Source organism: Hydrogenophaga sp. A37, from assembly GCF_002001205.1.
GTDB lineage: Bacteria > Pseudomonadota > Gammaproteobacteria > Burkholderiales > Burkholderiaceae_C > Hydrogenophaga.
This window is the reverse complement of record NZ_MUNZ01000098.1, coordinates 1-24,573: the sequence shown is the minus strand read 5'-3', so window position 1 is coordinate 24,573 and position 24,573 is coordinate 1. Positions and strand designations below refer to the sequence as shown.

The window sequence follows — 24,573 nt, the reverse complement described above, 5'->3', positions numbered from 1 at the left end:
GGGCAGGGGTGGGGGCAAGCCAGCCAAGCCAGCCGCAGAAGGCGAAGCCGCTACCGACCAGCTGCCCGAATACGCCGAGGGCAGCGCCAGCAAGCGCGACGCCATCGACGAGCTGGTGGACGCCGAGCTGGCCGACAGCTGGCAGGCGGCCATGGCCCCGCTGATCGACCCGGCCCAGCAGCTGCTCGACCAGGCCGCCTCCGAGGGCTGGACAGCGCAGCAGCTGATCGACCGCCTGCCCGAGCTGCTCGACAAGATGGACCCGGCCCAGCTCGCCGACAGCCTCACCCGCGCCACCGCCACCGCCCGCCTGGCCGGGGCGGCTGGCATCCCACCAGCGGAGGAATGACCGTGAAGATCACCTACACACACAAGGGCTGGTTCTTCCTTTGCCCCGTCTACCTGAACCCAGGCGAGGGCGAAGGGATGAATGTCGCTGCGCGCCGGCCCTGGCTTGACTGGTGGTTCGATGTGAATCAAGAGATCTTCGAAGCGCTGGCGGCGCACAGCTACGAAGAGCAGTCGTTTCCCTTCAAGGTCACGGGGCGTCTAGACCCCCCGGTCACGCTTGAGTCGAGCGCTGAAGAATGACCCCCGCCCAAGCCTTCGCCGCGCTGCGCCGCCTCACGCCCGAGGGCGCGCTCGCATGGCTCAAGGAGCGCAAGCAGATCACCCAGACCTGGAGCTGGGCCGACCTGCAGGCCGAAGAGCACGCGCTGCAGTTCACCGTGTCGCGCCTGGCCTCGGTGGACCTGCTGGCCGAGCTGCGGCAGATGATCATCGACAGCGTGGAGGGCGACCTCACCCGCACCGACTTCATGCGCGACGCCCGCCGCGCCCTGGCGCGCAAGGGCTGGTGGGGCCTGAACGAAGTGGACGACCCGGTGACCGGCGAGACCGTGACCACCCGCTTCAACCCCACACGCCTGAAGCTGATCTTCGACACCAACGTGCGCCAGGCGGCCGTGGCCGGCCAGTGGGACCGGGCGCAAGACACCAAGCGCCTGTTCCCCTACCTGCGCTATGTGACCCTGGCCGACGAGAAGGTGCGCGACAGCCACGCCGCCTGGCACAACCTGGTGCTGCCGGTGGATGACCCGTGGTGGAACACGCACATGCCGCAAAACGCATACCGCTGCCGCTGCTACGTGCGCCAGGTCAGCCGCCGCGAATACGAGCGCGGCACCACGCCCACCGGCCAGCGCATGGACAAGACCCCGCCGCGCGAGAAGCTGCGCGAGTGGGAAAACCCACGCACGGGCGAGGTGCTGCAGGTGCCCGAGGGTGTGCACCCGGCCTTCATGGGCAACCCCGGCAAAGACCGCGCCGCCGCCTTGCAGCGCGCCCAGGCCGACAAGCTGCGCGCCGTGCCCGCCGACCTGGCCGCCGCCGCGCGCCGCCTGCTGGAAGGCGACCAGTGATCGACGTCACCACCGACACCAGCGCGTTTGCCGACAGCCTGCAGCAGCTGCAGAAGCGCATGGGCAACCTGCGCCCGGTGTTCAGTGACCTGGGCGCGGTGCTGGAAAACAAAATCCGAGACCGCCGCGAAACCCTGACCGACCCCGACGGCCAACGCTGGGCCGCTTGGACGCCCAGCACCATTGCCAGCTACCCCGAGAGCGGGCGCGGCAAGCTGCTCGACCGCAGCGGCGACATGTGGGACCGCACCGGCCCGCAGTGGATGGTGTCGGGCATGCTGTTCGACACCACCCTGCGCGTGGGCTTCGACAAGGACTACCCGACCTATCACGAGTTCGGCACCAAGCACATGGCCCGCCGTGGCCTGCTCTTCGCCGACCCCGAAAAGGGCGAGCTGGGCGCCGCCGACGAGCAGGCGATTGACGACGTGCTGCAAGACTGGCTCGACGGCGTGTTCGACTGAGAAAAAAACAGGCCCGCGCACGCGCTTGGACCCCAGGCGGCTGCGCTGGTACCGGCGCAGCTTCTTAACCGCGTCATGACGCGATCTAGAGGCCCTGGCGCGCAAAAAGCGCTTCAAATCCCGCCCGCGTTCGCAATACAAGCTTCGCGCGACCCCCGACCATGGCCCCCATGCGTCGAATCCACAACTTCAAAGCCGGCCGTCACACCGCCTCCAGCGGCCTGACCGCCGATTTCACCGAAGCCCAGCTACTCGCCTCGGCGGAGGCTTACGACCCAGCGCTGTCCGAAGCCGCGCTGGTGGTCGGTCACCCCAAGACCGACGCTCCCGCCTACGGCTGGGTCAAGTCGCTGGCCGCCGTGGGCACCGACATGTTTGCCGAGCCGCACCAGGTCAACCCGGAGTTTGCCGATCTGGTGAAGTCCGGTGCGTTCAAAAAAATCAGCTCGTCGTTCTACACGCCAGACCACCCCAACAACCCGGTGCCCGGCGTGTACTACCTGCGCCACATCGGCTTCCTCGGTGCACAGCCGCCGGCTGTGAAGGGTCTCAAGCCCATCGAGTTCTCCGACGACGCCGATTGCATTGAGCTGGAGCTCGACTTCGCCGAAGGAAGCGAGCAGCTGCTCTGGGCCACCGAAGGCCTGGTCTCGCTCTTCAAGACCCTGCGCGATCACCTCATTGAAAAAGAGGGCGCCGAAGCCGCCGACAAGGTGCTGCCCGCCTGGCGCCTGGACAGCGCCGCCGAATCCCTCGCCCGAGCCCGGGCCGAGCGCGACGCCCAGCGCGAAACCCAAACACCCCGTTTTTCTGAAGCCACCCAACTGGAGAGCACCGCCGTGACCCCTGAAGAGAAAGCCGCGCTCGAACAGCGCAACACCCAGCTCGAAGCCGACCTGGCCGCTGCCAAGGCCAAGCTGCGCGACAGCGCGGTGACGGCCAACACCGCCGCACACGCCGCGTTTGCCGAGACGCTGGCGGGTGAAGCCCGCATCGCCCCGGCCGACAAAGCCGTGGTCACCGCGCTGCTCGACTTTGCCGAGCCCGCCGTGATCGAAGGCGAGAGCGCCACCGTGGTCGAGTTCGGCGAGGGCGAGGCCGAGCAAACCATTGGCGCCGCCATCAAAGCCTTCCTCGGCAAGCTGCCCAAGCGCGTGGAGTTCGGCGAGCAGGCCGGCCGCGACCGCGCCGCCGAAGGCCAGGCCGACAAGACCGACGGCGTGCAGTACGCCGAGGGCACGCCGGCCGACACGATTGCGCTGGACAAGCGCATCCGCGCCTACGCCACCGAACACAAGCTGAGCTACGCCGACGCCGCTGGCGCCGTGGCGCGCGGCTGATCCATCACCACCAACACCCACCACCAGGAGCACCTCCACCATGGGCCGTCTTTCCAACCTTCGCATCGTCAACCCGGTGCTGACCAACCTGGCCGTTGGCTACGTCAACGCCGCCTTCGTCGGCACGGCGCTGATGCCCTTCGCCAGCGTGGACAAAGAAGCCGGCCTCGTGCCGGTGTTCAACAAGGACCACTTCAAGGTCTACCAGACCGAGCGTGCACTGCGCGCCAAGTCCAACCGCGTGAACCCGGGCGACACCGCCACCGTGCCGTTCGCCCTGACCGAGCACGATCTGGAGTACCCCATTGACTACCGCGAAGACGCCGAGAGCGCCTTCCCGCTGGAGCAAGTGGCCACCATGAGCGTGACCGAGGGCATCCGCCTGCGCCACGAGAAGATGGTGGCCGACCTGGTGCAGAACGCCGCCACCTACGCCGCCAGCAACAAGATCGCGATCAGCGGCACCAGCAGCTTTGCCCACGCCGATGGCGACCCTGAGGGCGTGATCGACAACGCCAAGGCCGCCGTGCGGGCCAAGATCGTGAAAGACCCGAACACCATGGTGATCGGCTATGCCATGTGGCGCAACCTCAAGAAGCACCCCAAGCTCAAGGCCATCTTGAGCGACAACCGTCCTCGCCTGGTGCAGCTCGCCGACCTTCGCGAGATCTTCGAGATCCCCAGCATCTACATCGGCCGGGGCGTGTACGCCAGCGATGCCGGCGTGATCGCCGACATCTGGGGCAACAACGCGGTGCTGGCCTTCGTGCCCGACGCGCCGAGCGTCCCCGAGGTGCCCGGTGTAGTGGCCGACCCCGGCGCGGCCCGCAGCATCTACGAGCCCAGCTTCGGCTACACGCTGCGCAAGAAGGGCCAGCCTGTGGTGGACACCCGCATCGAAGACGGAAAGCTGGAGATCATCCGCAACACGGACATCTTCACGCCCTTCCTGCTGGGCGCTGACTCCGGTTACCTCGTGGCCGACGCGGGCTGATAGGCGCACACCACCATGGCCACCGCCAAGAAAGCCGCCGCGAAGGCGGCGCCCTCCAAGAAGCCGGCCGCGCCGGTGATCGAAGTCAAGCGCGCGCCGCCTGCGGCCAAGCCGGAAGCCAGCACGTCGACGCAGCTTGTCCAGGTTGCAGAGGAAGCGGCCGAAACCTACAAGGTCACCGGCCGCGTCATCCGCAATGGCATCACGCTGCGCCCCGCTGATCCCGCCACCGGCCGCAAGGCCGACACCGTCGAGCTGACCGAGCGCGAGGCCTTCGGGCTGCGCGGCTTTGTTGAGCTGGTCGAAGAACAGGCCGACGACGCGCCCACGGAATAACCCCCCGAAGCGAAGTCGCCCCCCGCCAGGCCATGAGCGCCTGGCGGGGTTGAGCCAGTGAAAAACCCACCCGTTTCCGTTTCCTTCAGGAGCCTGACCCATGAAAACCTCTATCGTCCTCTGCACGATGTCTGTGCTGGCCGCTGCCGCGCTGACCAAGCAACGATTCGTCACCGCAGCCGGCGCCGTGCCTGCCGCTGGCGCCTACTGCCCCGGTGTGGCCAATGCCAACTACGACGCTGGCGAGCAGGCCGGCCTCGACACCCACGGCATCATCGTCGTCGAAGCCGGTGCCGCCGTGACCGCTGGCGACGCTGTGCAGTGCGACGCCTCGGGCCGTGCCATCACCCTGGCCGCAGGGGCCTCCCTGGCCCGCGCGCTCGACGCCGCCACCGCAGCCGGCGACCTGATCCGCGTCAAGCTCTGACCCCAGCTCTGACCTAGCCGGCCATGTACTGCCTCGCATCGGAAGTTGCCAACACCGCCACCGGCGGCTGGGAAGAGCTGGCGCAGCGCGCCAGCCCTGCCCAAGCCGGCGTGGACGGCGAGCTGTTGCGCGCGGCCGTGGCGGGGCAGAGCCTGGCCGACTGGCCACCAGAGGCCCAGGCCCTCGCGGCCGAGGCCGTGATCCGGCTCAACGACGCCATCGACAAAGCCGGCCGCCACATCGACACCTACCTGTTCCCGCGTTACCGGGGCGTCATGCCGCTGGCGGCCGAGGTGGTCGAGGCCAGCAGCCTGCCCGGTGTGTGCGCCGCCCTCGCGCTGCGCCGCCTCTGGGGCGCCAGCCTGCCCGAAGAGCTGCGCCGCGGCACCGCCTGGGCCGATCAGTACCTGGTGGACGTGTCCAAGGGCATCGTGAGCCTCGGCCAGGCGGACACCGCCGTGGCCCAGGCACCGGGCCAGACGGTCGCGCGCAGCCAGGCCAAGCGCTTCGAGTGGGACGGGTACTGACATGCCCGCGCCCAATCCCGACGACCTGCTGGTGCTGCAAAACGAGCTGGTGGACATGCTCAAAACGGCCCTCGCCAGCGTGCGCCCCGCCGTGCACGTGCTCACGCCCAGCGACCTGTTTGGAGAGACCGAGCAGGACGGTAAGGGCACCACCAAGGTGCAGCCGGTGCCGGCCGTCAACGTCGTGTACATGGGCCACAAGCCCGGCACCGATCCTGGCCAGCAGCGCAGTGACGGCAGGGGCCTCGTGCTGCAGCAGCTCTTCGCCGCCGAGGTGGTGACCCGCAACGTGCGCACCCTCAAGACCGGCGCCGCCGCCCGCAACGACGCCGGCCCGCTCGCCATGCGGGTGATGCTGGCTCTGATGGGTGCTCGCCTGCCCAGCGCCGCCAGCCTGGTGCAGCTGCGCCCCGGCCCCGGCCCCGTGTTCAAGGGCGGCACGCAGTACCTGCCGCTGATGTTTCAGGTGAGCCTGGCCATCGTCAAGCCATGACAACCCGCGCAACCCCTTTTCAACCGCTGTAACAGGAGCCCCACATGCTCAGCACCTTGATTTTCCGGCCGACCCTGATGGCCGGCGTGACCTACGGCCGTGAAGTCGGCTCCACCCAGCCCCTGCAGCCCATCGGCGGTGTGGAAGAGTTGATCCTCTCTTTCGATGAAACCAAGATCAACCAGGTCAACTATCAGTCGAGCGGCGGCGGCAACCGCGCCACCGTGTCGCGCATCAACTCGGCGAACATGACCGCCAAGTTGCAAGACCTGAACCCCGTCAACTTGGGCCGCAACCTGCGCGCGCAACACACCGAGGTGGTTGCCAATACGGTGGTTGCTGAAGTTCGCGTTGCACAAGCCGGCGGTCTGACGCTGCTGGAGCACCTCAACCCCACCACTGTGGTGGTTCGCAACGCCACCACAGACGCGGTGATCGCTGCGGCTGGCAACTTCGAAGTGCTCCCCGACGGCCTGCTTTGGCTCGACGCATCGACAGCTCTCGATGCAGCACTGACCGCCTGGGAAGCGGCGAACCCGACGCTTGACCCGAAAGACTTCCCCGGCCTGGGCATCGAGGTGGACTACGCCCATAGCGGCTACGACCTGCTGGAGGTGCTGACCGCCGCCGCCCCGGTCCTTGAGTTCTATTTCGCGGGCGTGAACGAGGCCATGGGTGACCTGGGCTCCGGCATCCACCTGTTCCGCGTGCAGCAGAGCCTGACGAAGAACCTCAACCTCATCAGCGCGAGCAGCTTCTCGACGCTCGACATCGAGGGCGAGGTGCTGCTCGACCCCACCAAGACCGGCAGCGGTCGGTCGAAATACATGCGCTATCGCGGCTCGGTCCCCGCCTGACGCGGCGCGCCGCTCCCGAACTGACAACAGCGCCTGCGGGCGCTGTTTTTCCTTGACCCGCCAGCGAGGCACACCATGGCCATCAAACCCGTCGAAATCCTGATCACCGCCAAGGACAAGGCGTCCAGCGTGTTCGGCTCGCTCAAGGCCACGGCCATCGGCGCGGGCATCGCCATTGCCGGCTACTTCGGCGTGCGCCTGTTCTCCAGCGCTGTGGAGGGCGCCGCCGCGCTGGAGGCCAAGCTCAGCGAGGTCAAGGCCGTGGCAGGGGCCACCGCTGAAGACATGGTGCTGCTGCGCAAGGCCGCCGAAGACGCGGGCGCCACCACCAAGTTCAGCGCAGAGGAAGGCGCCGACGCGCTGGGCAACCTGGCGCGGGCGGGCCTCTCGGTCAAGGAATCCATCGCCGCATTGCCGCCCACCCTGGCACTCGCGCAGGCCGGGCAGATCGGCCTGGCCGAATCGGCCGAGATCGTCACACGCACGCTGGCCGGGTTCAACCTGGAGGCCGATCAGTCCGGCCGCATCGCCGACGTGCTCACTGCCGGCGCCAACGCCAGCAACACCAGCGTGACGGGGCTGGCACAGGCGCTCAGCTACGCCGCTCCCACGGCCGTGAGCCTGGGCCTGAGCCTGGAGACCACGGTCGCGATCATCGGCAAGTTTGCCGACGCCGGCATCGACGCCAGCCGCGCAGGCACGGCGCTCAACGCCATCCTCTCGCAGTTCAGCGACCCGGCCTCCAAGTTCCGCCAGGAGCTGGCGGCCATGGGCATCGTCACGAACGACTTCGAGGTCGCGCTGCGCCAGCTCGCCGAGCGTGGCCCCGCCGGGCAAAAAGCCATCCTCGCCGTGGGCACCGAAGCCGGCCCGGCCCTGCGCGCGCTGCTCAACCAGGGCATTGGCGCGCTGGACGAGCTCAAAGCCAAGCTGGACGAGAGCGCCGGGAGCGCCTCTGCCTTTGCCGCCCTCGTGGAAGACAACCTCACCGGCGCCGCCAGCGGCTTTGGCAGCGCCTGGGACACGGTCAAGGTGGCGCTGGCCACCCCGGTGCTGCCTATCCTGAAAGACGGCATCCAGCAGCTCACAGGCGCCCTGCGCGAGGCCGTGGCCAACGGTTCGGTGGGCAGGTTTGGCGAGGCCATCGCCAAGGGCTTTGAATCTGCGCTGACCTGGGGCCGGGCGTTCCTGGCCGAGGTGGACGTGGCCGCCATCGGCGCCCAGGTCACCAGCGCGGCCACACAGGTGGGCGAAGCCTTCGCCAAGCTGGAGACCTACGCCACCAACACCGGCAACGGCATCAAGCTCGTCTGGGGCGTGATGAGCGCCGGGGCCAACACCGTGCTCGGCCTGGTCTACCTGGTGGGCAGTGCATTCGCGGGCGTGCTGAGCAACATCCAGTCGGGCAGCGCGTTGATGTACGAGGCGCTCAGCAAGGTCACCTTCGGCGAGCTGTCGGCCCGCTACAAGGCCGCCGCCGACGAGATCAAGACCGAGGCCGGCGCCACCTGGGCCGCGTCTGAGGCGCTGGGCCTGAAGGCCACCGAGTCGCTCGGCAACGTGGCCGACGCCGCACAGCTCGCCCGCGACGGCTGGGCCGGGCTCACCGAGAGCAGCAGTGAGGCCGCCAAGCAAAACGCCACCAGCGAGGCCACGTTCAAGGCGGTGGCCGAGACCCTGAAAGAAGTGGGCGGCGATGCCACTGCCCTCGGCCAGAAAGCGCAGGCCGCCGCCATCCTGCAGACCGAAGCCGCGCGCCAGACCCGCGCCGAGGTGGCCGCCCTCAAAACCGAATACGAGGCCGCCCTGCAGGCTGGCGACGTGCAGGCTGCTGTGGGCAAGCTGCAGCAGATGCAGGACGCCTTGCGCGGCACCAGCGAGGCAGCGGCCACCACGGCGCAAGACGTGTCGAACGCCTTCGAGCGCATGGGCATCAAGACCAAGACCGAGTTGAGCCAGGCGGCCACCAACGCGCGCAACGACTACGACCTGATCAAAGCCAGCGGCCAGGCCACGGCCGAGGGCCTGCAGCAGTCGTTCCAGCGCTACGCCGAAGCCGCCATTGCCGCCAACGGCGGCGTGGCCACCGCCACGCTGCAGGGCGAGGCCGGCATGCGCGGGCTTGAGATCGTCACGGACGCCACCGGCAAGAGCATCGTGCGCGCGATGAACGACGCAGCCAACGCCACGGCCGGCGCGGGCAACGCCGCCCACGGCGCGGCCGGCGGTTACCGCAACATGGCCCAGAGCGCGGCCGAGGCAGCGGCCGCCGCCAAGAACCTCGCCGCAGCGAACGCCAATTACCAGAGCCCGCTCGGCTCCGACAAATACGCTGGCCCCGAGGGCGGCAGCGTGGTGGGCAACACGCGCGAGCAGCGGCTTGGCGGCCAGAACGCGGTGGACAACACGCTGGCCTTTCGCCTGCGCGACGAGCTGAAGGCGGGCACCTTGGGGCCAGAGGATGCGGACGACATCAGGGCCGCCATTGCAGCGCTCGACCAGAACGAAACGGTCAACCGCGACCTCGACAGGTTCGGCGGCGGCTTCAGCGCAGCGGGTGCCGCCGACCGCGAAGAGTGGCGCAACATCCGCACCCAGCTGGCCCAGGCACTGACCACGCAGAAGGTGGGCCAGCGCGTGGCGGTGGACATCAACGTGGGCGGCAGCACCGAGACGGTGGAGACCGACGAATCCGGCGCGCGCAAGCTCGTGAAGGCCCTCCAGAAAGCCGGCCTGGCCGCCGGCCGCTGACCGACTTGCACCAGATCGCAAACCCGTCCTGATCCCTCATCGGACGGGCACCTGAGCCCCTTGCGGGCGGACCCCTGAGCCCGTCATGGGCGACCCCATATCCCGCCCGCGTTCCAAAGACGGCATCGCGCGCGCGCGGCACGATGCCGTGCATGCCCACCATCACCCTCACGCACCCCAGCGCCGGCCCCGGCAGCACACCGCTGGCGCTTGAGCTGCCCGGCACGCTGCTGTGGACCGACGAGCACGCTTGGCAGGCCGTGCTGATGGCCACCCAATACAGCACCACCGGCGCGCTGCACATCGACGAGTGGGTCAAGCAGGCCGGCCGCCCCATGACGCTCCAGGGCGCGCAAGACCGCGCCTGGCTGGACCGTGGCGACCTCGAAACCCTGCGCGCCTGGAGCAACCAGGCCGGCATCGTGCTCAGCGCCAACCACCGGGGCACCGTCTATGCCGCCAAGCTGGACAACACCGCCGGACCCGCCGTCACGGCCGAGCCGCTGAGCGAGTTGCTCCAGGGGCCAAGCCGTTACACGGTGCGCAACGAAGCGGGCGCCATCGTGCTCGACGTGGACGTTGACTACTTCAACCCGCAGCCCACCGACCCGTTTGCCGTGACGGTGCGGATTTTGATCCTCTGAGCGCGAAGCCGCGCCACCTTCTGGAGCCTTGAACATGAACGACACATCTACCGCCGATGCGCCCACGCTGCGCGAGCGCGTCACCACCTGGTGGGCCAAGGCCAACCGCAAGGCGATTGCCGGCGGCGTCCTGCTGGGCGTTGTGCTGTTCGCCCCCGCTCTGCTGGCCACCTGCAGCAATGAGCCGGGCATTGAGCAAGCGCCCACGGCCGAGACCGCTGTTACCGAAGCCGAAGCGCTGGCCGAGGTGATGGACCGCCTCTATGTGTTGGACGCCCATGTCGCCAGGCTGCAGGACCGAGTTGCCGAGCTGGAAGACCAACGGCCTGCAGCCTCGCCACGCCCGCGCATGAGCCGCGCGCCAGCCGGCGTGGCCCCCGAGCCTGTTTCCGAGCCCACCGCCTGGTCAGCGCCCACCGACCTCGACCGAGCCATTTCCGCCTTCAACGCCACCCTCCAGGAGCCCACGAAATGAAACACTCACTGATCCGCCTGGCGCTCGTCGCCGCTTCCGCCTTCGCACTGGCCGCCTGCGACAGCGCCCCCACCAAGCCCGAGCCCGCCCAGGCTGTGGCCACGGGCGCACCCGCCTATGCACCCGCCGCGCCGGGCAAGTCGCTGGTGGAGATGGAGTACGAGCTGCGCAAGCTGGAGATTGAGGGCAAGACCAAGCGCGAGCAGACCCGGATGATGACGCTGGTCAAGTTCGCCGATGAGTCGAAGAGCGAATTCGCGAAGGGCGTCGTCGCTGGCCTGCTCGGCCAGCCGCAGGCCGAGTCAGAGCCGGCGCGCCAGTCTCTCCTGCAGGCGCAGGCCAACGCCGAGCGCCGAGCAGCACAGGAGCGCCGCGACAAGGCACAGCTGGAGCTGGCCAAGGCCCAGCTTGACAGCCAGAACAGCGGGTGGAACAAGTTCCTTCAGGTGTGGGACCGTGGCGTTGACCTGGCGAAGTTCAAGTTGGGGCTCGGCTGGCAGAAGACCCAGACCGTGATGGCAAACGAGCAGGAGCGTTACCGAATGGACACCGTGCGTGGGGCGCAGTCCGATGGGTTTTCGCTGGGTAGTGGCGCGGCGCTGGACGGCGTGCAAGTCGGCAGCGGCGCAACGCTCGGAGGCGTGAGCGCGGGCGCTGCTGCGGCCAGCGCTGGCGCCAGCGCCGTGGCCAACGCCCAGACCCCTGCACCTGCCACAGATACCCCGGCCGAGTAACCCCATGGCCATCCTGTCAGACGACATCAAGCTGCTTGAGAGCAGCGTCATGGCCGACGTGCCCGAAGGCGGCGGCGCGGCCACGGGCGTGGAGGTGGTGGACGGCGCGAGCAACAACGTGTTCCCCGACCCGTCCACCGATGACCACGTGTCCGGCCGCTTCCGCCTGCGCAAGCTCTTCGGCGCCGCCCACACCGACAACACCGATCTGCTGCTCGGCGCGTCCGTGGTGGTGCTGGAAAACTACGCCGACCCGCTGGTCAACTTGCTGGTGTTCGAGACCGGCGGTTGGTTTGACGAGAGAGACGACGCCAAGGCCGCGATTGAGGCCTACCTGGTCAAGGGGCCAAAGCTCATCTGCCGCATCATGGATACGCAGTTTGCTGGGGCCAACTTGCTGCAGCTCTACAACATCGCCCCGGCCGCCGGTTTCCCCGTGGGTGGCGACACCGTCGTGGTGCGTAACCCGAGCGGCGCCGAGGAATACCTGCAGATCCTCAAAACCGTAACCACCACGCTGAGCGTGCCGGTTGACGGCGATGTCATCCCGATCAACTTCTGCACCTGCACGCTCAGCGGTGTCTTGCCGTTTGACGTGCTCGGCGCGCCGATTCAGCGGGCCACGCCCAGCGCCGCAACGGCTGCCGTGGTGCACAGCACGGCGCAAAGCCAGGGCGTGAAGTTCCACACCGTGAAGCCTCTCGCGCTGGCGGCCTCGGTAGGTGACAAGTCGGTCACCGTGGCCGGTGGCATTTACTCGCCGCTGGTGCCGGCCTCCACAGTCGATGACCCGATCACCGATCTGTACCCCCTCGTCACGCGCCCCACGCTGGCGCGCACCGCCGCAGGCGTGTTCACGCTGCCGGCAGTCACGCTCACACTCTCGCCCGGCACGGTGCTGCAGCTGCCCACCGCAGTGGAGCCCGGAACGCTGACCATGCAGCACGGCGCCACGGCCTTCACCACCAACCTGGCCGGCGAGTTGCTGCAGGGCACCACCGTGGTGGGCTTGGTGGACTTCCGCCAGCGCACGCTCACCATGGCAGGCACCGCGCCGGCCTACGGCAGCGCCAGCAACACGCTCGCGTTCAAGCCCGCCACCGTGGTGGGCGCCACCGCCCACAGCGCGGCGATTGAAATCACCACGGCCAACCAGAGCCGCAGCTGGGTGCAACCGCTGGACCCACCGCCCGCGCCGGGCACGCTCAGCGTGAGCTACATGGCACAGGGCCGGTGGTACGAGTTGACGGACGACGGCTCGGGCAAGCTCTCGGGCGCCGACAGCAGCTATGGCACGGGCAGTGTCACTTTCCTCACCGGCTCAAGCCTGCTCACCCTGGGCGCGCTGCCCGACGTGGGTGGGCTGCTTATCTACACCTGGGGCGAGGCCGACAGCGCCCGCGCCGCCACCGGCCTGCCCGCGCGCGCCTGGACCACCATCGCGCTGGCCACGCAGCCGCAGCCCGGCACGCTGTCGATCAGCTGGCCCATCGGCGCGGGCGGCACCAGCGTGCAGACCGCCACCGTGGCCGCCAACGGCACCGTCACCGGCCCCGCGCAAGTGGGCGCAGTGGAGCGCGTGGAGGGCGGCGGCTATCAGTTCGCCTTCTCGCCCGACACGATGCCCACCGGCCCGGTGGACATTGACTACACGGCCGCCGCCGAAGAGACCGGCTTCACGAACGACGGTGGCGGGCAATACACCCTGGCAACGGCGCCGCTGGCCAGCTCGGTGCGCTTCAAGGTGGTGGGCTCGGTGGGCGGCACGGCCAAGGCCTACGCCTGCCGCAGCGTGGGCACCGACGTGTATGCAGGTTCAGTGCTCATCGGACAGATCAACAACACCACCGGCGTGATGCTCCTGAACGGCGCCAGCGCCATCACCGTGACGCGCCACACCAAGACCAAGCAGCTCGCCGCGCAGCCCACGGTGAGCATGGGATAAACACATGCCCTACGCAACGCAAGACCGCTACTACTACAAGACCGAGTCCACCTCGGTGGACTATGCGCTCGATCTGGATGGCGTCATCGAGATCGGCTACCAGCCCGCCAGCGGCGGCGCGGCCGTGAGCCTGAGTGTCGAGCCCACCTGGTACATCGACACCACGCCACCCGAAGGGCTCACCCTGGTCACCAACGGCATCGCGTTTGACTGGGCGGGTGAGAAACACTTCACCCGAGATGGCGCCCTGTTCCGCGGCTGGAACCCCACCACCGGCGCCGCCACCGCAGCCGGCAGCGCGAGCACCGAGGGCCGCATCAACTTCACCACCGTGCCGGCCGGCGGCGCCAACGCCATCACCTGGCGCAACGCGGCCCACGACGCGCGCGGTGCGCTCGATGTGTTCGGTGGTGTCTACCGCGTGGCATCGGCACCCATCAAGCAGGGCAACTTTTTTCAGCAGGCCGCCGACCTCACGTCATCCGCCGACAACGCGGGCGTGCTCACTGGCGACTTCACCGGCGTGGTGGACGCGCTGCGCGGCATCGTGGTGTGGTCTGTTGCGGGCCTGGGCGCGGGCGCCGAAGACGGCGAAGCGGTTCGCGCCGACGAACTCACCTACAGCGCGGTGTTCCAGCAGTACGTCCCGAAAAATGAAGCCCTGCTCGGCATCAGCACCAAGCGCATCCCCATTGATGGTGAGGTGCCTGTGTACCACTCGGGTGAGCACGCCCTGGTGCACAACACACTGCCCACTGCGCTGCCCAACCCGCTGGTCAAAGGCACCGTGTACGACCTGGGCCGCGAGCGCATTGCCGCGGTGGACGCGCGCACACCCGCAGGCGTCAAGGTGCCGGGCGCGCTGTACGAGGTGGACTTCGACGCGGGCACGTTCGTGGTGCCCGTCGAGTCCGACCTGACCGGCATCGACCAGCCGCTCACCGTGTTTCACCGCATCGAAGACGAGCTTGAGATCGCCGTCGCCGACATCAGCGGCCGGCTTGATTTCTCCACCGTCACCGGCCTCACCCACGACTTCCCGGCCGACACGTCGTTCGTCAGCAGCAAGCTGCGCAAGGGCGACCTGTTCGCGCGTGCACACAACTTCTTCGAGCAGACCACCTGGACGGGTGAGTGGTCCGACAGCCTGATCGGCAGCGCCCCCGCCGCGCAGTTCAACCATGTTGACTACCCGCCCGTGGTCACCAACCGAGGATCAATTGAGGAGCGGTGGGCGCTCATCCGCACCGGCGCGACGACGGTGAATGTGATCGGAGAGCACGTCGGCCAGGTGCTGACCAACGTCACCACCACGGCGGCGATTGAGCCCATGAACCCGAACACCGATGTGCCGTATTGGTCCATCCCGACACTGGCGCACGGCGGCGGCTGGTCCGTTGGCAACGTGCTGCGTTTCAACACCGCAGCCTGCGGGACCGCGTTCTGGGAGGCACTGGCCATTCTGCAAGGCCCTGCCACCGTGGCCAACGACCGCGCCATCGTGGCCTTCCGGTCTGACGTCGACAACCCGGCCTGAGCCTCACAACCATGACACTCCCAACCTCTCAGCCCAACTACTTCGACAGCAGCGAGACCGGCGCGCCCACGCTCAACAACGTGACGGCCAGCTTGCTGGAGGTGATTCGCGCTTGCGCCAAGAACGGGTTCAACTCCAAGACGGTGACCAGCATCGCAGTGGCCAGCGGCGTGGCCACTGCGACAGCAGCCTCACACGGTTACAGCGCCACCTACGGCAAGTTGCTGCTGATCGAGGGCAGTGGTGAAGCCTTGTTGAACGGCCGCAAACAGCCCCTGAGCGTGGCCACGAACACCTTCACGTTCGCCGCCCCCGGCGTGGCCGACGGCACCTACACCGGCACCATGAGCGCCAAGCGCGCCCCACTGGGGTGGACCGAGCCGCACACCGGCACCAACGTGGCAATCTTTGCGCGCAGCGCGCCGGAGGCCACGGCCATGCTGCTGCGTGTCAACGACAGCCACGCCAATGGCAGCACGGTGACAGATGCGCGGATCGTGATGGCGGAGTCGGCGACGGACGTGGACACCTATTCCGGCCTCGCTCCCACCGCCGCGCAAGTGTCGGGCGGTCTGTATTGGCACAAGGGCCCAAACAGCGCAACGGCCAAGCAGTGGTGCGTGGTCGGCAACGACAGGTTCATTTGGGTGTTCACCCAGTACGGATCAACGGTCAGCCTGCTGGCCGGGCAGGGCTTTGGCGACATCGTCCCTTACTACGCGGGGGATGCATACGGTGCGCTGGTGGCCGGCGCTTCGAGCGCAGGGTCTGGGACGTCGACCACGGGGCGGATCGGCATTGTCGACGTCTACGGTCTGCTCTCGACCAGCTACCAAGTGTCTGCCGCTCGTGCTCAGTCGGGCTCTGGGACTGCGCAACCGCAAGCCCTGGTAGGTCCACGCGCTGGGGGCATTGTCGGCGGCGCTGGTTTCCAGACCGCTGGCAGCACTGTGGTGATCTCACCCAGTCCGCTGCACGTCAACGACGGAGCAGCACCAGGCATCGTGCGTGGTGAGGTTCCGGGTGTCCGGTTGCCCATGTTCAACGCGCCGTTCACACACCTTGTCCCTCAAACGGTGGTGACGAGCGCGGGGGATCGTGTGTTCCTGCCGATAAATTTCGGCTCTCAGGGGGGCAACGGCCAGATCCTCATTGAACTGACCAGCGGGTGGTACGACTGATGGCCGCAATCTACCGCCCAGTTGCGCGGACGCTTTTCAATGTGCTTGACGGCGGGCCTTACAGCCTGCCCGCTGGCACAACCACCAACGTGGGCAGTCCGAGTAACGCGCCGGTGCGGCGCAAGCTGCACCTGCACAACCAGCGCACTGGCCGACTCGTGGCAGAGCAGTGGTCTGGTCGAACCGACGGGGCTCACCAGTTTTTTGGTGTTGCTGCCGCCACCTATTACGTGATCACTTTCGACCACACCGGCGAATACAACGGCGAAGTCACGACCGACATCGTGGTGCCCCCGCCACCCGCCCCATGAGCCTCGCTCTGCGCACCCGCCGCAACAGGCTGCTCGCCATGCGCGCCGACATCGACGGCGCTGGCGGGGGTGCGCTGTGGCTACTCGATGGCGACATGGCGCCCAACCCGGAAACCGCGCCGGCCAACGCGCCGGTGTGCATCGTCACGCTGGCGTCGGTTTCGTTCGAGATGCACGCCACCGATGCGCAGATGGACCTGGTGCCCGCCGTGGGCAATGCAGCCCGCGCGGGACAGCCCACCTGGGGCCGCTATGTGGATGGTGATGGCGTGGCTGTGTACGACTGCCCCGCTGGCCCACCAGGTAGCGGCGCCGAGATCATCGTCACCGACGGGCTGGATCCACCGAGCGCGATGATGTACACCGGCGGCGTGGTCACCGTCACGCACACGATCACGGAGCCCTGAGCGTGGCCGACCTCAACCTGGTCTTCAGCCGGGCGCGCTACACCGGTGGGCCGATCAGCCTGGTGTTCGGCTACGAAGACGCGCCGCCAGCACCCGACCCACTCACCGCGCACGGCACCACCGTGTTCGGCTTCTCCCTGACGGGCAGCGGTCTGGTCGCCTACGAAAACCGCAACCCCCGCCGCGTCAGCACCCGCAGCACTCAGGTGCACCAGACCGCCCGGGCGGCCCTGCAGGCGCTGGACATGCCGAGCCAGCAGGCTGCCCACCACCCCGGCGGCCACGACCTGCCCATGCAGCAGGCCCAGGCCCGCGAGATCAGGCCCGAGCAGCCCATCGGCCAGACCGGCCAGGTGCGCGGCGAACGCGCCCAGGTGCATGAGCAGGGCACCCCTATCGAAACGGCTCGCGCGCAGGTGCACCAGATCACGCTGCGCGTACGCACCCACGCCGCCCAGGTGCACCAGATCGCCGACCACCTGCAGGCCCTGGCCAGCCAGCCGCACCAGATTGCCCGGCTCACGCACACCGGTGGCGTGCAAGCCCTGCAGATCGCCGACCGCCTGCAAGCGCTGGCCCTGCAACTGCACCAGCGCGCACGCGCCGCCGGGCGAGGCCTTGATCAACCACTGGAGCAAGCGCGAAAGGTGCCGCCCGGCAAAGAGGTGTGGCCACCGGTGCCCACCGGCCCGGGATTCGAGCCGCATGTGCCCGATCTCAATCTCGTGTTCGCCTGCCCGCCGTATGAGCAGGGCGCCCCGCTCGACCTGGTGTTCGGGCACGTGTGCGCTCTGCCACCCGCCCCCGGCGCACCGCTCTTCATCTTGCCCGCGAGGTACTACATGGCCGTCCATTCACTCACCTGCCACAAGCTGCCGTCCATGGAGCCGGTGCCGATCTTCGGTGTCAACCTGTCGGCGGCCGAGGGCTCCTTTGGCTGGTCGTTCAGCGCCGAAGCGCCGCCCAGCGTGTTTGACCAGCTGGCCGCCACCGGCACAACGCCCACCCGTGTGTTGATCACGCTGGACGGCCTGCAATTTGAGTTCGTGCTCGACGAGCCCGAGAAGTCCGAAGCCTTCGGCGGCAACGGCACGTCGATCTCTGGCCGCAGTGCCACGGCGCTGCTGTCCGGCTTCTACGCTCTGGAAACCGCCCGCCACAACACCGCCGCCGCCACGGCTCAGCAGCTGGCCCTGGCCGCGTTGGAGTTCACCGGCTTCGCGCTCGATTGGGGCCTGCCAGACTGGCTGGTACCGGCGGGCGCATGGAGCCACATCGGCACACCGCTTGCTGCCGTCCAAGCCCTCGTCGCCAGCGCGGGCGGTCACCTGCAGAGCCACCGCAACGCGGCCACCCTGCAGGCCCGCCACCCATACCCAGACTTGACCGGTGGAATGCCGGGCGTGCCTTGGAACTGGGCTGACCCAAGCGTGGTGCCCGACATCGAGCTGGCACCCGACGCGGTCCTGGTGATGGGCACGAGCCGGGTATTCGGCGCCGACATCAACGGCGTGTATGTCAGCGGCACCACACACCCACCGCGAGCGCTGTACAAGCGCCAGGGCACGGCGGGCGACAAGCTGGCCAGCCTCATCACCGACCCGCTGATCGTTGCGCCCGAGGTGGCCCGCATGCGCGGCCGGTCGGTCGTCGGCGCAGCCGGCCTCAAGCAGTTTGTGACGCTGGAGCTGCCGGTGCTGACCGGGGTCAGCCAGCCCGGCGTGATCGACCCGGGCAAGCTCCTGCAGGTGAATCACGCGGTGCCGTGGCGCGGCCGGGTTCGCTCGGTCAGCGTCTCGGCCCCATTCGGCGGCAAGGTGCGCCAGCAGCTGCGGGTGGAGCAACACCTGGAGGCGACACCGTGATTCAAGACAACGTGTTTCTGGCGCTGCGTGCGCTGTTCCCGCAAGAGCCGGAGCTGGTGGGCGACGTGACGGCCGTTCACGGCGACGGCACTGTGACGGTGCTCATGCCCGGCGGCGGCGTTCAACGTGTGAGGGGCACCGCCACGGTCGGCGATGCGGTGTTTTTCAAGGCCGGTCTGATCACCGGCCCGGCGCCCGATCTGACGGCGCTGACGATAGAGGAATAGGACAGCGCCCAGAGAAAAAAGACGGGCGACCTGGCCAGGTGCGCTAACACCAGGCCAAGCCCCCAACCTGCAGAGCGAGCTGCAAGCCAGGCAAGACCCGCCACTGTCGCGACAGCGGGGCGAGCCTAGCAGATTTACACCCAACGTAATCGGCTTGCAATGAATGAAATCAGATGTGGCGGTTGCCACAAGAAACTCGGTGAAGGCCTGTACACGGCCCTCAAGATCAAATGCCCCCGATGTGGGGACATGAACCACCTGAGGGCCGAGAGCCCCCAACCCGCGTGCCATCGAGCGCCTGTATCCCTTCAGACCTATGGCCAACGCAAAACCAACCCAACCAAAAAACCTCCTGGGGCCTAGAGCCCAACCCATGCTGCCGTGGATAGGCGGCAAGCGCCGCCTGGCCGGCCAGATCATTCCCTTGTTTCCTGACCATGGGTGCTATGTGGAGGTGTTCGCCGGGGCGGCAGCGATCTTCTTCGAGAAGCCGCCCGCCCAGGTGGAGGTGCTCAACGACGTGCACGGTGAGCTGGTGCGCCTTTACCGGGTCGTTCAGCACCACCTCGAGGAGTTCATCCGGCAGTTCAAATGGGCGCTCACCAGCCGTGAGATGTACCGCTGGACCGCCAGCACGCCGCCCGAGACGCTGACCGACATACAGCGCGCCGCGCGCTTCTACTACCTGCAAAAGCTCGGCTTCGGCGGCAAGGTGGACGGCCAGACGTTCGGCACCGCGACCACCAGCAAGGGCCGCCTGAACCTGCTGCGCATTGAGGAAGACCTTAGCGCGGTGCACCTCAGGCTGCACCAGGTCACTGTCGAGAACCTGGACTGGGCCGATTGCGTGAGGCGCTACGACCGACCGCACACGCTCTTCTACATGGACCCACCTTACTTCGGCACCGCAGGCTATGGCAGCGACTTCGGGTTGGAGCAATACCAGCTGATGGCCGACCTGATGCGTTCGATGAAGGGCAAGGCGGTCGTGAGCGTCAACGACATCCCATCGATGCGCAGCGCGTTCAATGGCCTGAAGGCAAGGGAGCTGAAGATCCGCTACACCGTCGGCTCAAGCGGGTCAGCTCGTTCTGAGCGGGGCGAACTCCTGGTCACCAATTTCTAGGCCCTGGAGCGCGCTGAAGCCTGTGTCTGGCACCAGCACCTTCACCATGTGCAGATCGTTCGTCCTGGCGCGATCTGGAGGTTCATGGAAGCGAGGGACGGTATGAACAATGCGGCCAGAACCGCCGCCGTTCCTACATCCATAATTCCTTTACAACCCAAGTAACTCAAGTGAGCGCGATTTATCCAAGCCAAAGCGGCTCATTTATCGCGCCGCGCTTCAGGTGGGGTAGGTGCCGTAGACCGTGCCCCCGTTGACCGCCCCGCCCATCACCAGGTGGTGGTTGCCCCAGGCGTGGTCGGTGCCGGAGCTGCTGTTGGGCGCGAAGGTCCGGCCGAAGTCGCTCTGGGTGAACAGGGTCACGTTGTTGCCCATGTTGATGGCGGTCATGGCGTTGTAGAAGCACGCCATGGCGTCCGCCAGAGACTGCATCAGCCGGGCGTGCTCGCCGACCAGGCTGGTGGCAGCGATCTGTTCGTTGTGGGTGTCGAAGCCGCCTTGTTGCGCAAAGAAAATCTGTTTGTCGCCCTGCACCGTCGCGCGGCCCTGGATGAGTTTGGCCACCTGGTACAGCTGGCGACCCAGCGGGTTGGCGATGTTGCCGCTGGCGTCGGTGAGCGGCGCAAACGCGGTGTCGATGGCGGTGGGCGCCCCCGGAACGGGCCTGACCTTCACGATGGCGCCCAGCCGGTTCGACATCTCGACCGCCGTGCGCTGCTGTTGTGCGTAGCTGCCCAGCAGCACGTTGGTGCTGCCGAGGTTGGCCGAGTCGTACATCACGTCCAGTGCTGTTTTTCGCGCCACGGTGGTGGTCCCCGTGCTCGTGAGGTTGTCGACCCCGAAGTTGCCGCCCGGGCCGGGCAACACCAGCGGGGTGCCCAGGGACGACAGCCCGAAGTGGCCATTGCCCCCCAAAGAGATCACCGGGTTCACCGTGCCCATGGCGTCCACCGTCCGCCCACCCCAGCCCGTGCGCACCAGCGAGGTCGCGCTCGACGATTCCCACTGGACTTGCTGGTCGGAGTGGGAAAACAGGTTGTCGGGAATGAGGGGGTTGGTGTCGGGCAGGCTGCGGAACTGCGCCTTGGTCAAGGGGCCGAACAGCGAGCCCACGTTCATCACCGGCACGATCTTTTGGGCGCTGCAGACCGAGGTGAGCGCCGACATTGACGGGTGCAGGCCGAAGTCGGTGCCGGTGATCGGGATCAGGCTGGTGCGCGGCAGCGCAAGGGTCTGCCGGACGGTGGCGTACTGGCCATGGCGCGTGGTGTCGGTCGGCACCACCATGTTCATGCCGTCGTTGCCGCCGTAAAGGAACACGCACACCAGTGCCCGGTAGCCGTCGGACTGCGCATTGACCGGGTTCTGCAGCAGGGCCGAGAGGCTGCCCGCGCCAAAGGCCCCGGTGAGCGAGGCCCCGCCCAGCTGCAGCCAGCGGCGGCGGTTCATCAACAGCGCTTCCATGGAATGGGGGTGTGTCATGTAGAACTCAGCGGGTCAGTTGGTACTGCGGGGAGGCGAACACCAAAAAGGCGGCCTGCTTGACGCGGTTGGTCTTGTCGGTCGCCGTCGTGGACGAAAAGGCCGACACCGCGTTGACCACCGCCGTGTGGGACGCTGCGGGCAGTCGCTCGCCCAGCGCCAGCAGCGACAGGCGCTCCACCAGCCGCTCGGGGTTGGTCGCGTCGGCCGTGAAGGCGCTCAGGTTCACCTTGGTGCCCACCGCGTTGGGCACATTGGTCGAGGGATTGGGGCCGTCCCACATGATCAGTGAGTTCAGGAAGTTGAGGCGGTTGAGCGCGGTGTTGGCGTTGTGGATGCCGAAAGCGGGCCCCACCAGCGCCGGCACCGTGCCGGCCACCGGATAGTCCGGCGGGTAGTAGTTGAAGACCGATGGCGAGCGGAAGGCGTGTTGCCGCAACTCCTCGCCCCACGACCAGCCCAGCGCGTCACCGTCGGTGCGGCCGTTCAAGGCGCGCACGGTGCCGGTGAAAAGCTGGATGGGTTCGCGCAGGCGCCCGGCGCTGGTGCCGGGTGTCGCCGACCGGGCCTCGCTGTCGAGGAGGATCGCGGCCACGGTGGCGGCCAGATCGCCCTTGATCCCCCTGCCGAAACGCTCGAAACGCCCGGTGTTGAAAGCGTTGACCACCCGCTGCACGTAGGCGGAGCTCGGGTTGCTGGTCACCAGCTGCTGGATCAGGTGGCGGCTGACGAAGGGCCCGATGTTGGGGTGGTTCATCAGGCTGTTGAGCACCGCGTCGAGTGCCGTGGCGGCGTTGTGCCCGGACGCCAGTGACACGCCGGAGAGCAGCGCGCGCGCCTGCGTGTCGTGAAAGGCCGCCACCGTGACCATGTCGCCGTCGTAGAACTGGCAGTTCGACCCCTGTGGCCAGCAGCCCCAGGGCGTCGCGCCGCCGGCGGGGTAGGTCCATCCGGTGAGCGCGAAGGCGTAGGCGCGCACCTGCTCGTTGTTGTAGGTGGGTATGCAGGCACCGCTCTTGAGCGTGCCGTTGCTGTTGAGTTCGCAGGTGCCCAGTGAAAACAGCTGCAGCAGCTCGCGCGCGAAGTTCTCGTTGGGGGCCAGCTTGTCGTTGTTGACGTGGTCCAGGTAGTCGCCCATCACCGGCGACAGGATCACCTTGCGCAACAGATCGCGGTAGTTGCCGAACGCATGGTCCAGCAGCATGTTGTTGTAGTTGCGCAGGCCGTAGGTGCCCGACACCTCGAAGTTGGACACCACCACCAGTTGCTGCAGGGCCAGGCCGACGCGCTGGCGCAGCTGGTCGGGGCCGTTGACCGCGTTGCGGTAGAAATCCCAGACCAGCGGCGTGGACGACGACCAGTCGCGCCAGCAGTTGGGTTCCCGGCCCTGGCAGAAGTCCACGGTGCGGCTGGTGTGCTTGTGAACTGCGTTGGTGCCGCCACTGGTGTAGCGCGACAGCGGCATCTTCACCCCCTGGGTGCCGGTGAGCGAACGTTTGAAGGACTGCCGCAGGCTCATCTGGTCGGCGATCCAGTGCGTGGCGCCCACTTCACTGATGCGACTGACCAGGGCCTCGGTGGGTCCGAACGTGGCCTGGTTGGCCAGCCGGACGGCGTCCACCTGGGTGGTCTGCGCCTTGGACCCGCCCAGGGTTTCGATATTCAACAAGGCGTCGTCGATGGAACCCATGACCCCCGTCCAGGAGGCGGCCGAGGACGGGCCATCAGAAGCGGTTGACTGCGCTGCTCCGTCGTCGTCGCTGGCACCCACCGACGCCTTGGACGCGGTGTCAGCGCTGGCGCTGCTGTCTGCTTCTCCGCCACCGCATGCGGCCAGCGCGAACAGCAGGCTGCTGCAGGCCACCCACCGGAACAATGTGCTCGGGCGAGCGGACGGATCGGGGCGAAGTGTCGTGCGCATGGGGCGCGACTCTACGGAGCATCACGCGCGCTGCACCGTGAAAAAGTTACACATCCGTGGGCTGTTACGGCTCGAAACACACTCTCTGGAAACATATGACACGAAAGGTTGCATTCTGGCCGCCAGTGTGGCGAAGCCGCTGCACCGTCAGCCCTTGACGATCATCACTGGCACCTTGGCGTGTGTCAGCACCTTCTGTGCGACGCTGCCCAGGATCAGCGCCTTCATGCCCTGCCGGCCGTGCGAGGCCATCACGATCAGGTCGCAACCTTCGGCCTGGGCGGTTTCGATCACGCCTTCATAGACCACATTGCGTTCGATGGTGTCGCCGGCAAAGGGCACGCCTTCCGCAGCGCAGACCTTGCCGAGCGCCTCCAGCGCCTGCCCCGCCACGCTGCGGGACTCGGCCAGATAGGACTGAAGCCCGACCGCCGAAGCTTCGCCCATGCCGATGTAGGGGAAGGGGTCGATGACATAGACGCCGATCACTTCAGCGCCCTGGCTCTTGGCCAGCTGCGCCGCGATGGAGGCAGCGCTCTGAGCGAGCGCGGAGCCGTCGGTGGGAACGAGGATTTTCTTGAACATGGCGGATCTCCTTGTGGGTGAGTGGCATGGCGGTACAGGCCACTGCGCAACAGGGCGCGGTGTCTGACCTGCGACCAGTCTAGCCACGCACCCGGCGCAGCGCCATGCGGCTGATCAAGAAAATGGCGGGTTTCAGCTCCGTCGCACGCCAGCTGGCAGATCACCAGCCGCTTCCCAGGCTCCCGACTGGAACCAGGGATCGCCATCCAGGCAGGCTCGCAGCATGGGCAGTGCGTCCTGCCCCCAGAACACGCGCCCGTTCACCACCATCGACGGCACCCCGAACAGCCCCGCGGCCAGCGCGGCCTCGGTGTTGTCGCGCAGCCGCTGCTTCACCGTGTCGCTGTCAGGCGCGTGCCAGGGTTTTTGCCGCTCGGCCATGTGGTCCTGCAACTCGGCCTGCAGCGTGGCCAGGCGCGCTGGGTCGGTGGCGTCCAGTCCGCCGCGCCACACGTGCTGAAACAGCAGCCCGGTGACGTAACGGTTGGTGTCACCGGGCGCGTCGTCGGTGGCGGTGGACAGC

28 protein-coding genes are annotated in these 24,573 nt (G+C 67.6%); 24 read left to right on the top strand and 4 right to left on the bottom strand.

All coding sequences use genetic code 11. The annotated features are described in order from the left end of the window. The 24 genes from B0E41_RS10970 to B0E41_RS10855 all read left to right on the top strand — a co-directional run. Positions 1-349: DUF935 family protein (locus B0E41_RS10970; RefSeq protein WP_143433783.1), on the top strand; the 349-nt coding region annotated here is incomplete at its 5' end. 2 nt (positions 350-351) lie between these two features. Continuing rightward, on the top strand, positions 352-591 hold the full coding sequence (locus B0E41_RS10965; RefSeq protein ID WP_143433782.1) for a hypothetical protein: 240 nt from the start codon (positions 352-354) through the stop codon (positions 589-591). Further along, positions 588-1,421 carry a phage minor head protein gene (locus B0E41_RS10960; RefSeq protein ID WP_077331190.1) on the top strand — a complete coding sequence of 278 codons (834 nt, stop codon included), beginning with the start codon at positions 588-590 and terminating at the stop codon, positions 1,419-1,421. Before B0E41_RS10965 ends, B0E41_RS10960 begins: the two co-directional genes overlap by 4 nt. Next, positions 1,418-1,885, top strand: a complete 468-nt coding sequence (locus B0E41_RS10955; RefSeq protein WP_077331188.1) for a phage virion morphogenesis protein — start codon at positions 1,418-1,420, stop codon at positions 1,883-1,885. The genes B0E41_RS10960 and B0E41_RS10955 overlap by 4 nt, the downstream gene beginning before the upstream one ends. 170 nt (positions 1,886-2,055) lie before the next feature. Continuing rightward, a complete protein-coding gene (locus B0E41_RS10950; RefSeq protein ID WP_253194782.1) occupies positions 2,056-3,225 on the top strand; it encodes a peptidase in 1,170 nt (389 codons plus the stop codon). A gap of 40 nt (positions 3,226-3,265) precedes the next feature. Further along, positions 3,266-4,219, top strand: a complete 954-nt coding sequence (locus B0E41_RS10945; protein ID WP_077331184.1) for a hypothetical protein — start codon at positions 3,266-3,268, stop codon at positions 4,217-4,219. Between the two features lie 15 nt (positions 4,220-4,234). Further along, positions 4,235-4,555, top strand: coding sequence for a hypothetical protein (locus tag B0E41_RS10940; RefSeq protein WP_077331182.1), 321 nt, complete (start codon positions 4,235-4,237; stop codon positions 4,553-4,555). Between the two features lie 100 nt (positions 4,556-4,655). Further along, positions 4,656-4,982 (top strand): capsid cement protein, encoded by a 327-nt coding sequence (locus B0E41_RS10935; RefSeq protein ID WP_077331181.1) that lies wholly within the window; start codon positions 4,656-4,658, stop codon positions 4,980-4,982. 23 nt (positions 4,983-5,005) lie between these two features. Beyond that, positions 5,006-5,509: a phage protein Gp36 family protein gene (locus B0E41_RS10930; protein WP_077331179.1), complete on the top strand. Its 504-nt coding sequence runs from the start codon at positions 5,006-5,008 to the stop codon at positions 5,507-5,509. Position 5,510: 1 nt separating this feature from the next. Then, positions 5,511-6,002, top strand: a complete 492-nt coding sequence (locus B0E41_RS10925; RefSeq protein WP_077331177.1) for a hypothetical protein — start codon at positions 5,511-5,513, stop codon at positions 6,000-6,002. Between the two features lie 44 nt (positions 6,003-6,046). Continuing rightward, the gene (locus B0E41_RS10920; RefSeq protein WP_077331175.1) at positions 6,047-6,859 is read left to right on the top strand and encodes a hypothetical protein; all 813 of its coding nucleotides are present in this window, start codon (positions 6,047-6,049) and stop codon (positions 6,857-6,859) included. Positions 6,860-6,934: 75 nt separating this feature from the next. After that, a complete protein-coding gene (locus B0E41_RS10915) occupies positions 6,935-9,610 on the top strand; it encodes a phage tail tape measure protein (protein ID WP_077331173.1) in 2,676 nt (891 codons plus the stop codon). A 152-nt stretch (positions 9,611-9,762) separates the two neighbouring features. Next, positions 9,763-10,254, top strand: a complete 492-nt coding sequence (locus B0E41_RS10910) for a hypothetical protein (protein WP_077331171.1) — start codon at positions 9,763-9,765, stop codon at positions 10,252-10,254. Positions 10,255-10,288: 34 nt separating this feature from the next. Continuing rightward, positions 10,289-10,729 carry a hypothetical protein gene (locus B0E41_RS10905; protein ID WP_077331169.1) on the top strand — a complete coding sequence of 147 codons (441 nt, stop codon included), beginning with the start codon at positions 10,289-10,291 and terminating at the stop codon, positions 10,727-10,729. After that, positions 10,726-11,463 carry a hypothetical protein gene (locus tag B0E41_RS10900; RefSeq protein WP_077331167.1) on the top strand — a complete coding sequence of 246 codons (738 nt, stop codon included), beginning with the start codon at positions 10,726-10,728 and terminating at the stop codon, positions 11,461-11,463. Before B0E41_RS10905 ends, B0E41_RS10900 begins: the two co-directional genes overlap by 4 nt. Positions 11,464-11,467: 4 nt before the next feature. Continuing rightward, positions 11,468-13,408: a hypothetical protein gene (locus B0E41_RS10895; protein ID WP_077331165.1), complete on the top strand. Its 1,941-nt coding sequence runs from the start codon at positions 11,468-11,470 to the stop codon at positions 13,406-13,408. A gap of 4 nt (positions 13,409-13,412) precedes the next feature. Further along, positions 13,413-14,945, top strand: coding sequence for a hypothetical protein (locus tag B0E41_RS10890; RefSeq protein WP_077331164.1), 1,533 nt, complete (start codon positions 13,413-13,415; stop codon positions 14,943-14,945). An 11-nt stretch (positions 14,946-14,956) separates the two neighbouring features. After that, positions 14,957-16,126 (top strand): hypothetical protein, encoded by a 1,170-nt coding sequence (locus tag B0E41_RS10885; RefSeq protein WP_077331162.1) that lies wholly within the window; start codon positions 14,957-14,959, stop codon positions 16,124-16,126. After that, on the top strand, positions 16,126-16,437 hold the full coding sequence (locus B0E41_RS10880) for a hypothetical protein (RefSeq protein WP_077331160.1): 312 nt from the start codon (positions 16,126-16,128) through the stop codon (positions 16,435-16,437). The genes B0E41_RS10885 and B0E41_RS10880 overlap by 1 nt, the downstream gene beginning before the upstream one ends. Beyond that, complete coding sequence (locus B0E41_RS27340) at positions 16,434-16,844, top strand: hypothetical protein (protein WP_077331159.1); 411 nt, start codon at positions 16,434-16,436, stop codon at positions 16,842-16,844. The genes B0E41_RS10880 and B0E41_RS27340 overlap by 4 nt, the downstream gene beginning before the upstream one ends. 2 nt (positions 16,845-16,846) lie before the next feature. After that, positions 16,847-18,709 carry a hypothetical protein gene (locus tag B0E41_RS10870; protein WP_077331157.1) on the top strand — a complete coding sequence of 621 codons (1,863 nt, stop codon included), beginning with the start codon at positions 16,847-16,849 and terminating at the stop codon, positions 18,707-18,709. Then, positions 18,706-18,936 (top strand): hypothetical protein, encoded by a 231-nt coding sequence (locus B0E41_RS10865; RefSeq protein WP_253194780.1) that lies wholly within the window; start codon positions 18,706-18,708, stop codon positions 18,934-18,936. Before B0E41_RS10870 ends, B0E41_RS10865 begins: the two co-directional genes overlap by 4 nt. Before the next feature lie 159 nt (positions 18,937-19,095). Beyond that, positions 19,096-19,299 (top strand): Com family DNA-binding transcriptional regulator, encoded by a 204-nt coding sequence (locus B0E41_RS10860; RefSeq protein WP_077331155.1) that lies wholly within the window; start codon positions 19,096-19,098, stop codon positions 19,297-19,299. Between the two features lie 10 nt (positions 19,300-19,309). Beyond that, positions 19,310-20,062: a DNA adenine methylase gene (locus tag B0E41_RS10855; protein ID WP_253194778.1), complete on the top strand. Its 753-nt coding sequence runs from the start codon at positions 19,310-19,312 to the stop codon at positions 20,060-20,062. 219 nt (positions 20,063-20,281) lie between these two features. On the opposite strand, the gene B0E41_RS10850 is transcribed toward B0E41_RS10855, so the two are convergent. The 4 genes from B0E41_RS10850 to B0E41_RS10835 form a co-directional block, all read right to left on the bottom strand. Next, a complete protein-coding gene (locus B0E41_RS10850) occupies positions 20,282-21,544 on the bottom strand; it encodes a DUF1501 domain-containing protein (RefSeq protein ID WP_077331151.1) in 1,263 nt (420 codons plus the stop codon). A 7-nt stretch (positions 21,545-21,551) separates the two neighbouring features. Further along, positions 21,552-23,465 carry a DUF1800 family protein gene (locus B0E41_RS10845; RefSeq protein ID WP_253194776.1) on the bottom strand — a complete coding sequence of 638 codons (1,914 nt, stop codon included), beginning with the start codon at positions 23,463-23,465 and terminating at the stop codon, positions 21,552-21,554. A 147-nt stretch (positions 23,466-23,612) separates the two neighbouring features. Continuing rightward, on the bottom strand, positions 23,613-24,050 hold the full coding sequence (locus B0E41_RS10840; RefSeq protein ID WP_077331149.1) for a universal stress protein: 438 nt from the start codon (positions 24,048-24,050) through the stop codon (positions 23,613-23,615). 132 nt (positions 24,051-24,182) lie between these two features. After that, a partial coding sequence (locus tag B0E41_RS10835; protein ID WP_171984734.1) for a DsbA family protein occupies positions 24,183-24,573 on the bottom strand: 391 nt, incomplete at its 5' end.